This is a genomic window from Photobacterium aquimaris (genome assembly GCF_002954455.1).
GTDB lineage: Bacteria > Pseudomonadota > Gammaproteobacteria > Enterobacterales > Vibrionaceae > Photobacterium > Photobacterium aquimaris.
Genome location: NZ_MSCC01000004.1, coordinates 6783 through 19080, shown reverse-complemented (window position 1 = coordinate 19080; position 12298 = coordinate 6783). Strand labels below are relative to the sequence as shown.

Annotated in this window: 12 protein-coding genes; 11 read left to right on the top strand and 1 reads right to left on the bottom strand. The window is 31.0% G+C overall.

What is annotated here, in order from left to right; genetic code table 11:
• Positions 1 to 4: 4 nt before the first annotated feature.
• Positions 5 to 388 (top strand): hypothetical protein, encoded by a 384-nt coding sequence (locus BTN98_RS17875; protein WP_146107040.1) that lies wholly within the window; start codon positions 5 to 7, stop codon positions 386 to 388.
• 98 nt (positions 389 to 486) lie between these two features.
• Positions 487 to 1080, top strand: a complete 594-nt coding sequence (locus BTN98_RS17870; RefSeq protein WP_065190069.1) for a hypothetical protein — start codon at positions 487 to 489, stop codon at positions 1078 to 1080.
• 261 nt (positions 1081 to 1341) lie between these two features.
• Here BTN98_RS17870 and BTN98_RS17865 read toward each other — a convergent pair whose 3' ends face one another.
• Positions 1342 to 3609 carry a DNA topoisomerase gene (locus tag BTN98_RS17865; RefSeq protein WP_065190070.1) on the bottom strand — a complete coding sequence of 756 codons (2268 nt, stop codon included), beginning with the start codon at positions 3607 to 3609 and terminating at the stop codon, positions 1342 to 1344.
• Positions 3610 to 3943: 334 nt separating this feature from the next.
• Between BTN98_RS17865 and BTN98_RS17860 the strand changes: the two genes are divergently transcribed.
• The 9 genes from BTN98_RS17860 (at position 3944) to BTN98_RS17815 (ending at position 12168) form a co-directional block, all read left to right on the top strand.
• Positions 3944 to 4183 (top strand): hypothetical protein, encoded by a 240-nt coding sequence (locus tag BTN98_RS17860; RefSeq protein WP_065190071.1) that lies wholly within the window; start codon positions 3944 to 3946, stop codon positions 4181 to 4183.
• A gap of 648 nt (positions 4184 to 4831) precedes the next feature.
• Positions 4832 to 5398 (top strand): hypothetical protein, encoded by a 567-nt coding sequence (locus BTN98_RS17850; protein WP_065190073.1) that lies wholly within the window; start codon positions 4832 to 4834, stop codon positions 5396 to 5398.
• 53 nt (positions 5399 to 5451) lie between these two features.
• The gene (locus BTN98_RS17845; protein ID WP_065190074.1) at positions 5452 to 6162 is read left to right on the top strand and encodes a fimbrial biogenesis chaperone; all 711 of its coding nucleotides are present in this window, start codon (positions 5452 to 5454) and stop codon (positions 6160 to 6162) included.
• Positions 6163 to 6179: 17 nt separating this feature from the next.
• Complete coding sequence (locus BTN98_RS17840) at positions 6180 to 8567, top strand: TcfC E-set like domain-containing protein (RefSeq protein WP_065190075.1); 2388 nt, start codon at positions 6180 to 6182, stop codon at positions 8565 to 8567.
• A gap of 1 nt (position 8568) precedes the next feature.
• Entirely contained in the window at positions 8569 to 9099 is a 531-nt protein-coding gene (locus tag BTN98_RS17835) for a hypothetical protein (protein WP_146107039.1), read from the top strand.
• An 8-nt stretch (positions 9100 to 9107) separates the two neighbouring features.
• Positions 9108 to 10220 (top strand): hypothetical protein, encoded by a 1113-nt coding sequence (locus tag BTN98_RS17830; RefSeq protein WP_065190077.1) that lies wholly within the window; start codon positions 9108 to 9110, stop codon positions 10218 to 10220.
• A gap of 19 nt (positions 10221 to 10239) precedes the next feature.
• Entirely contained in the window at positions 10240 to 10995 is a 756-nt protein-coding gene (locus BTN98_RS17825; protein WP_065190078.1) for an EAL domain-containing protein, read from the top strand.
• Positions 10996 to 11058: 63 nt separating this feature from the next.
• A complete protein-coding gene (locus tag BTN98_RS17820; RefSeq protein WP_105030058.1) occupies positions 11059 to 11760 on the top strand; it encodes a helix-turn-helix domain-containing protein in 702 nt (233 codons plus the stop codon).
• Between the two features lie 36 nt (positions 11761 to 11796).
• Positions 11797 to 12168 carry a hypothetical protein gene (locus BTN98_RS17815; RefSeq protein ID WP_065190080.1) on the top strand — a complete coding sequence of 124 codons (372 nt, stop codon included), beginning with the start codon at positions 11797 to 11799 and terminating at the stop codon, positions 12166 to 12168.
• The last annotated feature ends 130 nt before the right edge of the window (positions 12169 to 12298 follow it).

Below are 12298 nucleotides of genomic sequence, written 5' to 3'. Positions count from 1 at the left end.
GGAAGTGCCAGAACTGGATGCTGCTATATTTGTAGAAATGTTTTGTTCAGAATTGAGTGAAACTTGTAAGCAGTACGATAGTAGTGAAAGTGTGTTCTATTACATAACCAATGGTCTTGTTCAATTATCAGGAACGCAACCAATAGCCTTTAATACGATGATGCAGTTGTCGCAACACTGGAATGATTTTAAGGCGCATGTAGCGACTGACGATTTAACAGGGTACGTGATGGATCATAGTATTAGTGATAGAGAACACAAGGCATTAAAAAACGAAATGGTAATTGGAGACTTCGAGCTTAATAATGTTGATCAAGATGAATATATAGATGATTCTTTTGAAGCGCAGCTAGAAAGTTTAGAAGAACAGTTGTCTTTGATTTTTTAATAGAAAACAAAAATAAAATAAAGTAAATTAAACGGGAAGCTAATTTTAGCTTCCCGTTTTTTTATAGAATCAACTACTAACAACATTAGCGATTTAGCATGAAAGATCTAAAAGAAGAATTGGAACATTTTATTAACTGTTTAGATTTATTAATGAAAGATAAGTTAATAATTAAAGTTGACGATAATCATCCATATCAAACGAAATTTTCAAATCGTGATTTTGCTGAGAAATTATTGAAAAAGTATGATATGGAATTTCTGCCGATTGTTGATGGAAATATTTCCATTAATAAAGTAGGTAAATTAATTTCGATACGCTCAGATAATAATGAGTGCAATCAGTTGAATATGTACCAGCAACTAAGCCATTGTATCTCAGATGCAATATTTGATGCAGATATGAGCAAGAAAGATAGATTACTTGGTGAGTTTTATATTTGTAGTTCTTTGTTAATAAAAGATAAGTACCTTACTCGCTTGGAACTAGAGACAATTGTTAAGGATTTTAATCGTATTTTTGAAGTTAAAATTAGTCATTTTATTCCTATAAAATCAGATCACTTCTCGAATATTGTTCGGTCAAATTGTGTAATCAATAAATTTGATGAAAACACTAATTCAATGATAGTGAAATCTATAATTAAATCCAAAACAAAACATTGTAACTATCAATGGGAAAATAAATTATAAACTTAAATGGTATTTTAAAATAGATAAAACATCTATATCTGTTTTGACAAAGAAAATTCACAAATAAAAATTATAAGTAATTAATTATACAAAATAGTAACACGGTAATGCACTGATAAATATCAATTAGTAATTGTAAAATAATTCAATACGATGATGTTTTAAGAGTCGAGTAGTTGATATTGTGTTCTTAACATTATATACCTTACCACCCAATGTATGAGTGCTGCTGGCATAGTGGGATACCATGCCAGCAAGTAGTTACTTTTTCTTTGTTGTACGTTTTTTCTGAGAAGACTTTTTAAATTCAAGCGGCTTAAATTCACCATTATCTAAGGTAAATGAGGCTTTGCAATTTGGATAACCGGTACATCCATACCACACAAATCCTTTATCACTCTTTCTCATTCCCAACTTGTGTTTTTTACATTTGGGGCAATCGTGTTTTGTTTTCTCAGCCTTAGCTTTTGGTTTTGCATTAAGATCTGGTCGTCCAGCGATATCAGGGAATGAAGATGTACACTCTGGGTAGTTACTGCATGACCAAAACTTATGTTTAGACATAAAACGCAATTTACTCTGGCATTGTGGGCAAGAGTAATGGACGCGATTAACTGATTTAATGTTAAGCCCATTTTCTTTAATATTGTAAACAGCACTATTTACAAATTTATCTACACGTTCTTGGAACTGCTCAATGCTAAAAGTTCCCTTTGAAAGCATCAACATTTGTTCTTGCCAGTAAGCCGTAAGATCTACTTTTACAGCAAAGCTAGGTAGTGCATCATGCAATTCTTGACCAATCACACTAGGTACAACATTCTTTTTGTCGTTCTTGATGAAGTTCCGTGAATAGAGGTTAGCAATGATACCTGCTTGCGTTGCTGGTGTTCCTATACCGCCATTCTGGGCACTATCTTTATCTCGTTCTAACAAGATCTCACGTAGTCGAGCATCTTCTACGTACTTACCAGCGTTATTCATATCCTGTAGAAGTGTGTCCATCGTGTATAACGCTGGCGGTGAAGTTAAACCTTGTTTTAGTGCTGTTGAATCAATATTGACTATTTGGCCTTGGATAAGTTTTGTTAGATCATCTGTCCCATTGTCGTTATCAGCATCTTCGTCGGCATCATCATCTTCATTAGTAATATCACCATCTTTATTGAAAATGACTTTCCATCCTTTTTTTATTTCTTGTGTGCGCGATGCCTTAAATAAGAAATTACCAATGGCCAATTCCACTTTAGATACTGCGTTTTCTGCTGGCGGTAAGAATAGGGCAGTGTATTTACGACAAATCAACTCGTAAATTTTACGTTCGTCTTCTGTTAAATCATTGATGTTTGCTTTGTTGCTTTCAGTTGGCTCAATAGCATGGTGGGCTTCAATCTTCTTGTCATTAAATGCCTTTCCCTTAATACTTGGGTCTGTGTAGGGGATTACCGGCTGTAAAGATGGTACAAGCTTATTGATCGTAGCCAAAAGCGTAGGAGCTAATTGATGGTGTTCTGTAGGTAAGTAAGAACAATCTGTACGGTTATAAGTGATTAGGTGGTGCTTTTCGCGTAGGTTCTGTGTTAACTCTAATGTTTTATCAATAGCAATACCATAAACACGGCTTACCTCTCGTTGTAATGAGCTTAGGCTAAATGGTAGTGGTGGCTGAATCTTTGAGATTTTATGATCGGTAGAAGTAATTTCCCCTGTACCTTGGCTATTAATAAAATTGCCAATTTGGTTAGCAAACTGCTGATCAATAATACGGTTCTTATCATCGAAATTATTAGGGAATTTATCTATCAAGTCTTTACTTGGGATGAGTTTGAAGCGGTACTCTTGACCGTTGATATTAAAAATAGCAAAAACATCATAAAACGGGGTTTTAACGTGCTTTTTATTGGCGCGGTAACGTTTAACAACCAACCCTAGAATTGCTGTTTGTACTCGCCCAATAGACAAAATACCATCATAACCAAGATCCTGAGCTACGAGAGTACAAACACGGCTTAAATTCATACCATAGATATAATCAAAAATAGACCGTCCTAACTCAGACATTGATAAATCTTGAAATTCGCTATTTGGCCTGATTTCAGTAACGGCTTTGCGAACAGCAGTTGGGCTAAGATCACTTACAAGTATACGACCTGTGCGGCCTTTATAATTGTTATATTCCAACACTTCATCTACCAACCTCTGGCCAGCAGCATCGTTATCACCAGCATTAATGACATAGCTTACTTTTTTTAATAAGCCTTTAATTATATTTGCTTGTTGTGCGCCACTTTTAGATGGCTGAATTGGTACTGGCATTAGACTCATAGGTAACGAGTTTAGTGTCCATTTTGAGTATTCAGGATTAATTTTTTCTGGGGCTACAAACTCAAATAAGTGCCCGTAACACCAAGTAACTAACGTTCCGTCATTACACTCGATGTATCCGTTTCTACTAGTCGATGATGTACTTATACCTGCCACAATAGCTTTTGCTAATTCAGGTTTTTCAGCAATATATAGAGTTGTCATAATCCCAATCGTTATAGCTTAATTGTTTGTTACTGTATTTTATTGGGAATACTGAGGTTGCTCTTTTTAGTATGTAAAACAACAAAGCATAGTGACGGTAATGGCGAAAATATTTATGTGGTTCGATATTGTAGTTTACAAACTTAATCGTTATCATCTAGATTCTTTAGCAATGCGTATACGGAGAAAGCCCGTTAATCTACCAAAACACCCAATCCAATTGCTTTATCTCTAAAGCACAATCTATCTAAAAATTTACTTCTCAAACTATCTGGCTTTAAGTCGGCTTTTTTGCGTCTGTAATAAACCCAATATCTAATCTAAGGAATTACCCATGTTTACTGCAGTTCTTAAAAAACATGCTGAAAAAGGTGCTCTTGTACGTAAATCTATTAATCGTGTTCAATTTCACAACCTAAAAGGTACTGATCTTGCTTGTGCAATTTCAGAAGCTAAAGGTTTATGTAAAGAATACGCACTAGATTACGCTATAACTTATCCTCGCCTTAGTCTTCCTGACTTTAGCGAAGCTAGACAAGATCTTGATTCAGCAATTAGTAACTTGCGTAAATAGCTTTCTTGCTTACATCTAACTAACCCCCAATCAATACACCTAATTATCTATCCCAATAAAACCAACACTTAACTCAAAAACTCACACTTACCTTTGGTACTTGTGAGTTTTTTTAAGCATCAGGAATTATCTAACTATGAATATCAACTCTTTACTTGCTCAATAACTTTACCTTTCTTCACCGAGTGTCGCTGGTAAAATTCTTGCAAATGAAATTGCTAATTCTCAGCAACTTAAAAAAGTAGTGGCATCTATACGTGAGCGTAATGTTCATTGTTCAGTGTCGAATTTAAGGAAAGAGATTGTCTTTAATCATGTAGATGAAATCCAACAGATTTTGTACATCAAAACACACGTACATGTTGGTAAATATGATGCGGAACTTGGCGCAATACCTTATGTAATTGTCCCTGAAGTGATGTACTTGAGTGTCGCACATAAAAAATATTTTGCGCAATATTCATCAAATTTGAATAATTTAACTATTACGCAAACAAAATTGGTTTTTGTGAAACCATGATTTTGATGTATTCCATTGGTGAATTTTTTGTATATTATATGTGCCAAGAGCAAGAATCTACTTGCTTAATATAGTACACAATCTAATTAAACACATAATTTAAATAAAGCGCATATTAGGAAAATATAATGAATAAGTTGTCTCGCAATCTTTTAGTTACTGCTATTGCTCTTGGCACTTCTCTTGTTTCTGTTAGTTCAATGGCTGCAGTAAAAGATGGTAACCTAAATTTTAACTTTCAGGGTGTGATTCCAGCTAAAGCAGTAACACCTGCCGATTGGAGTTTTGTTACTACATCAGGTGCAACATATAACCCAACATCAATTGCGTTATCTGCAATTTCTCAAGCTGATGGTAGCTATAATCTTGAAACATTAAGTCCTGAAGTGTTTGCGATTAAAGTAACAAGTGGTGCATTTACTGAAAGTTCTAAAATCCAAGCGACTTTATCATCAAGCTCTGTATCTGGTACTGGTTTACTTGGCGACACAAGTACACTAGCTCCTACAGTTAAGATTAATGGCGTATCTCTATCTGCAACTGCTGCTGATGTTGCAACACCTGCATCTGGTGCAACACAAGTTCCTATGACTCTAACTTCTGCATTAGTAGTTCCTGTTGCAAACGTAAACCCAACCGGTGGTAACGTTTCATCAACTACGGCGGTTATTTTCTCTGCAGATGTAACTGCATAATACAACAATCAGAAAGGTATGAGCTAACTTAACGTTAGCTCATTTTTAAATAAATGAAAAAGATATACGTAGTACTTTTATTTTTATTATTTAGCCAACAAGCTTTAGCTATAAGCGTTGATAAAATGATAGTTGTCAGTAAAGGTAATAATGAAGCTTCCAATATTACAGTTTTAAACGAAGACACTTACCCAGTTTTTGTTAAGGCTGAACTCACTGAATTAATGCCAGATGGAAAAAGCAAATCTTTTGAAAATAAGAATTTTAAACAGTGGCCCATATATTTAAATCATATGGATTTTATTATAGATCCAAAATCAAAATTTAAGGTCACAGTAAATAATCTACAAGAAATGCTTGGCAATAAAGAAACAAAAGATAGGATTCTTGGAATAAGTTTTGTCCCAGAGTCTTACAAAAAAAATGATGAATCAGAAAAAAGCTTGAATATATTAACAGGGTTTAAGGTTTGGTATATTATTCCAAATAATTTAGATAAGGTTACAGGAGATATTACTTTTAAGGAAATTGAAAATCATAAGTATTATCTATATAACAATACAAATACAGTGTTAACGTTTAACATAAATGCATGCAAGGCAATGGGGCTTTCAATTGGAAACTCGTGTAATGAGAAAATATTAATTTTAGCTGGAAAAAAGAAAGTTTTAAATTTTACAGAAGTAAAAAAAGGTGATGTTTTTATTGAAGCTCAAGATTATAGAAATAGATTAGATAAGAAATTAACAATAAAAATTAAATAGAACTTAATGGCCGAAAAATGAATAAATATAAAATTGTACTATTGGCATTAAATACATCTTTAGTATATGCAGATACAACTAGCTTAGCTATAACACAGTCAAATAATAGCCTTATAGCACAAAATTATTCAAATTTAGGTTCTATTAGTCTGTTGCCATCAATGAAAGATAACAGTAATTACAAGAATATATTAAATTTTTCAAAAAAAGATATTGAATTATCTGTTGTTGGGTTAGATGGTGCAACAGATCCTCTGCCAATTTCAGCACAAGTATCATATTACTCAGTCGTAATTAATGACAGTGATAAAATCATTAAATACTTAGAGAGTAATGGCATTAAGAAAAAGGACGCTTTAGCCATATCTAAAATGCTTGCTGCAGGAATATCAACAAGTCCTGATTGCGTTGGTGAAAGAAGTATTTGTATTATTTCTAATGATAAATTAGGGTTTGTAAATGATTATTATGATAATAAATTGAGAGTTTTTATTCCAAGTTCATTCTTTGTGGCAAAAAAATACGAAGAGAAATACCTTAAGGATGAGGGATTATCAAATCTTGCGATTTCTCAATTTTACGGTAACTTTGAGAATAATAAATATAGCTCTACTACTTATTTTGCAACTATAGACAATTATGTCGGATTAGGTCCTGGGTATTTAAATTTTAATGCTTTAGTAAATCAAGAAAATTCAGAATTTAGATCTGCACAGTATGTATATAATTTTAACAAATATACATTACTGTTTGGATTAAACGACAATGTAAACGATTTATCAGATATTGCTGGTAATAGCTTTTTATCAGATAGTAAATTTTCTGGTGTTACATTTGCAAAAACTAATAATCTTTTAATAAAGGATTCAGCAAATAATTATCTGCAATTTTTCACACCATCAGAGGGTACTCTAGAAGTAAAAAAAGATGGGAAAATAATTTATCAAAAATATGTACAGTCAGGGAAGAACTTACTTTATTACTCTGAGCTGCCAGCCGGCAGTTATAATGTATCTTTGTCTGTTGTTAAAAATAATAGGGTGATTTACGAAGGAAATGATTATGTCTATAATTTAAATTATGGCGATCAAGGAAATAGTCCCTATGCAAGAATTGGTAAATTCTATTTAAATGACAAAAATTATACTGGGTTTGAATTTGGGTATTCATTTCAGGTATATAATAATTTAAAATTACTTTTGAATAGTTATCTTATTGACAATGATTTCTATTATACTACAGGTTTAGGTTATTCATCTAATAACTTTACTTCGTCAATCAATTATTCAAAAGGAAATGATGAAGAAAAAATAAAATTTAATATGAATTATGGTTTTTTATATCTTCAGGTTAGTAAAAATAAAAATGAAATTACTGATGATAAATATTATAAAATTACAAACCAAAATAATATTCAGGTAAATTTAAGTGCCAACTATCAGCTAACGAGTGATATTAACGCTTATTCAAGTGTATTTTATAATAAAGACGCTAGTAATAGTGATAATAATAACCCAGATAACTATAACTATAATTTTGGTTTAACAAAGCGATTCTCAAACAACATCTCAGTTAATACATCCTATTTGATAAGAAATAGTGATAATTTACTAAGTCTTAATATTTCTATACCTTTGAGCGATAATTCTAGCTATTATGGTTCTATAAGTTCATCTAACAACAACGAGTATTATTCATCTTTAAATTATAATAAAAATATAGATGGCAAGATTGTAAACGTGACACCATCTGTAACATATACAACAGATACAGATGAACCTTGGATTAAATCACTTAATGCTAGTCTTACAAATAATAATGATAGCTATAACTCTAGCTTGCGAATTGGTTCAAATAACTCAGATATTAACTACGGTGGATCATTTAGCACCACTCAGATAATTAATAATTATGGTATTGATTATACAAGTGAAAATGCATTATCTTCGATGTATATAAAGACGTCTGAAAAAGATAAGAAACTTGGTAGTTTGACTTTGATTAATAATTCAAATTCCTATAGTAGGGAGTTTGATATTAAAAATGGAAAATCAATCTATGCTCCAGCATATAGCCAAGATAAAATTAACTATAGTCTTAATAGTAATATGTATCTTTTAAATTCTACGATAGATAATCGTGCTAATGTTGATTTTATGCCTGGTAAGATGAGAACATTATCATTAAATGTTGTAGATAGTTCATCGATAACAGTAATAAATTCAGGTAGTGATAAGGTTTCATGTAAAGGCTCTGCTTGTCTTAGTAATATAAATATTCAAAATAATGTAGTTGATTTGATTGTTAAACCAAATCAATACTTCAAGATTTTTACTGGCAATAAGCTCTGCTGGGAAGGTAAATTGAAAAAATATGATAAGACAGCAACTGTCTGCGGTAATTAAAATGAAAAAAATATTATTTTTTATTTCTATAATATTTAGCCATTATGGGAATGCTGCAACTAGCTTAAGTGAAATAATTACTTTGAACGCAAATATTTCCAACCCTGATGAAATTTTACCTGGTGAGATAAAATCAGAAATCTTAGGCGACAAATTTCAAATTTTATCGTACAACAATAAAACAACTTCGTTTGATCCAATAACATTCCCAATACGAAGTACTGCTAATAGTAAAATAGATGCTTACAGTTTTAATATTATTTATAAAAATATGAATTGTTCACAAAATAACACTATTGTTAATGTCCCATTGAATCTATCAGTCAATGATGTTGCGGAGGACAATAACAAAATCACATTATCTGGCTCTAATTATTGGTATAAGGTAACTACAGGGGATACTAGCTCTGCTTATAATCAGTATATTTCTGATACATTTTTTAAAATAAGATTTGGTCATGTTACTAACAGTGCTTCTAGTGATTTAGCTTGTTATGGGAACATAATAATTCTAACCTCTGTCGATTTATAAGGTTTGTTATGAAAAATTTTATAGTTTTATTATTGACTTTGTATTCATCTAGTAATGTTTATGCGGCTAGACCAATTACGTATAATGTTACTATCGACTATAATTCTGTAACTGATCAGTTTGAAAATGCAAAAATTATAGGAGGGGCTAATTCTTCAATCCAAGTAAATAGTGGTTCTGCTCCAATAGTTATAAGAACTGCCAAAGATTCAATAACAGGCTTAACGTATAGTCAAGCAGGTAGTGGTAATCATCAAGTTGCCGTAAGAAGAGGTTACTCTTTATTTAATTTTGGGCTATCAAATGTAGACAATAATTTTTACCATATGCTCGTTAATAATACTTTACATTACTCATTTTTAGACGCTTCTAATTCTGGTGCTAGCGGCTGGTTTCTTGATGCGTATTTTAATAATGGCTGTTCTTTAGTTGAAAAAGATAATGACAACTTGCAGATTAGAACTAATGGATCCAGACCATGTAATGGGCAAACAATTCAATTTACGACAAGGACTAGTACACCAATTGCGGCGTCTCAAACTCGCATGGAGTATTATTTTGATATAGATAATAACATTAAGAGATATCTACATAACCCAGCAACTAAAGTTGGTAGATATACTGGCAGCGTAACTTACAATGGCGATAGTGTTTATTCACGTGTTGGTGGCGCATTTTCTGAGTATTATACTTTCAATTTTACGGTTAATAAACTTAAACTTTTAACAAGTATTAATTTCCCAAATGGTAAAACTTCTAATCTTGTAATTAAAAAAGTAGGGAACAATTATCAGGGAAAAAGCCAATTAAATTTTAATATTGATGGTGTTTTTAATCATTCAAATAAATTTAACTTTCAATTAACATCGGCTAACGGAGTAGACAACAAGCTATCATTGAGAAATGGTAGTAACAATATTTTTTATAATGTAAGTCTAACTAATTTAACAACAGGTAAAACTGAATTATTTAAGACTAATAATGAAATACAGAATTTTGATATAGCATCAAATGATAACTTTCAGGGATTATTAGGTTTTGATTTTACAGCTCCTATTTCAAGTACACCAAATGGCAACTATTCAGATCAGCTTACAATGATTGTTTCTTTGGATATTTAACATATTATGGAATTTATTTATGTTAGAATTAGTAAATTTAAAATCTGTTATAGCACAACAGAAAATTCAACCATATTTTCAAAATATTGTTGATAACAATCGAAATGTTGTAGGTGCTGAAATATTAGCTCGATGGGTTGAAAATAATGAATTAGTATTTTCACCTGATATTTTCATAAAAAAATTTGAAGCAAAGGACTTGCTTGCGGAGCTCACTTGTTCACTAATTAAACAGATCATTTGTTTCTTTTCTACAGGTATTTATAAACACACGGATAAATTTTATTTATCATTAAACATTACGGAAGAAGTTTTATCTGATCGCAACTTTAAAAGTTATATTAGACAGTTAAATAAGTACTGCAATGTTGTTTTGGAACTAACTGAAAATAAACCAATCGTGTGCGGAAGTTGTATTAAAGAAAATATTAGAACATTAAAATCTGACAAATTGAAATTTGCGATTGATGATTATGGCATAGATTACTCATCGCTTATGTTATTGTATGATTATCAAATTGACATCTTGAAATTAGATAAAAGTTTTATTAGTATGCTTTGTACGGATTTTCTAAGTGAATCAAATTATAGAAAAAAAATAATAATAAAAAATATAGTAGATTTATGCCGCTCACTGAAGATTAAATTAATTGCTGAAGGCGTTGAAACGTTAGAGCAAGAACTTTTATTAAAAAATCTCGGAGTAAAATATTTTCAAGGTTTTTTATACTCAAGGCCTATGAAAATTGATAAGCTATCTTTAATATTATCTTAATTTTTTTATTTTTTGTAAAATATATTTTATATTAATTGTATTATACAGAAAAGGAAATAAGAAGTGAAGTGCCAGATTACAATAAACAATATAATTGAATTAGTGCCAGTATATAGTACTGATATGTATAATTTTTATATCATAGATAATGCAAGTAAACATGAATTATTATCTATTTCTTCAGAATCAGAAAATACGATTGTTTTATTTTTATCTGGCGATAAAATCCATTATAAAAGTAAGGGATTTTCTAAATATGTTATTGCTCCAATGGGTAGGAATTGTACATTGGATGTAACCATAACATCAAAAAGCTATATTATTTGTTATGACCTTACAGAAGAAATATATCAAGAGTCATGCTCAGGATTCTATAATTTTATTAACCCATATGACTATATAGTGGCGCAATTATGCTCTAACTTTAAGGGTAATGATGTAATCACCATCACCGCCTTAAAACACCTTGCTTTGCTATCTTTAACACATAAAAAGACTATACCTGATTTTAATCGTATTGAAGAGTTTATATTTACTCATATTCGAAATACAGACTTGTCACTGGATTTAGTGGCTGAAAGTTTATTTATGTCTAGAAGAAAAATACAGTATATTTTAAATAAAAATAATACTACTTATGGTCATTTGGTTGATAGTATTAGGTTTCAGATTTTTTCAAGTGAGGAAGTATCTGGATTGTCTATCCAACAAATTCTTTTACTTGCTGGGGTTAGGAATATATCAACCGCAAATAGAATTTTTTAAAAAAATCAGGGATGACTATGAGAGAGTTTCTATCTAATGCAGATAAAAAATGTTTACGAATTTATAGATAATTATTTAGGTGTTGCACTTTTAATAGAAGAAGGAGGAAATGTTGTTTATCATAATTCTATAGTGTTTGAATATCATATTATAGATAATAACAGTAATATTATAGGTGAAAATTTATCTAAGATATTTTTAGAAAAAGCTAAGAAAGAAGGGCCTTTAACACATGCGCAGGCTCTTAGGGGTATAGAAATAAGTCGATTATGTTGGCTTAATCAAGGTATTTCATTGAATTTTGAGCATTATGATAATATTTTATATAGAACAATAAGAATGATTATTAAGTTTGACAAAGAATATATGATTCTATTGATAGATAAAGCAAATCAACCATCATATTGAGTAAAAAGATTTTCTGAGTTAATTTCGCATTTGAAATTATATTCATTTCGATGATTTCCGCGCGTTCTAAAAGCTTTGCGTAATTGTCGATACTTTGACGATTGAAGTGGTCAAGTAAGCAAGTGTTTCG

Excerpts from the sequence above, each read along its gene's own strand:
- BTN98_RS17870 (WP_065190069.1), top strand. The coding sequence starts at position 487 with ATGAAAGATCTAAAAGAAGAATTGGAACATTTTATTAACTGTTTAGAT.
- BTN98_RS17860 (WP_065190071.1), top strand. The coding sequence starts at position 3,944 with ATGTTTACTGCAGTTCTTAAAAAACATGCTGAAAAAGGTGCTCTTGTA.
- BTN98_RS17830 (WP_065190077.1), top strand. The coding sequence starts at position 9,108 with ATGAAAAATTTTATAGTTTTATTATTGACTTTGTATTCATCTAGTAAT.
- BTN98_RS17815 (WP_065190080.1), top strand. The coding sequence starts at position 11,797 with ATGCAGATAAAAAATGTTTACGAATTTATAGATAATTATTTAGGTGTT.
- BTN98_RS17835 (WP_146107039.1), top strand. The coding sequence starts at position 8,569 with ATGAAAAAAATATTATTTTTTATTTCTATAATATTTAGCCATTATGGG.
- BTN98_RS17865 (WP_065190070.1), bottom strand. The coding sequence starts at position 3,609 with ATGACAACTCTATATATTGCTGAAAAACCTGAATTAGCAAAAGCTATT.
- BTN98_RS17850 (WP_065190073.1), top strand. The coding sequence starts at position 4,832 with ATGAATAAGTTGTCTCGCAATCTTTTAGTTACTGCTATTGCTCTTGGC.
- BTN98_RS17825 (WP_065190078.1), top strand. The coding sequence starts at position 10,240 with ATGTTAGAATTAGTAAATTTAAAATCTGTTATAGCACAACAGAAAATT.
- BTN98_RS17840 (WP_065190075.1), top strand. The coding sequence starts at position 6,180 with ATGAATAAATATAAAATTGTACTATTGGCATTAAATACATCTTTAGTA.
- BTN98_RS17845 (WP_065190074.1), top strand. The coding sequence starts at position 5,452 with ATGAAAAAGATATACGTAGTACTTTTATTTTTATTATTTAGCCAACAA.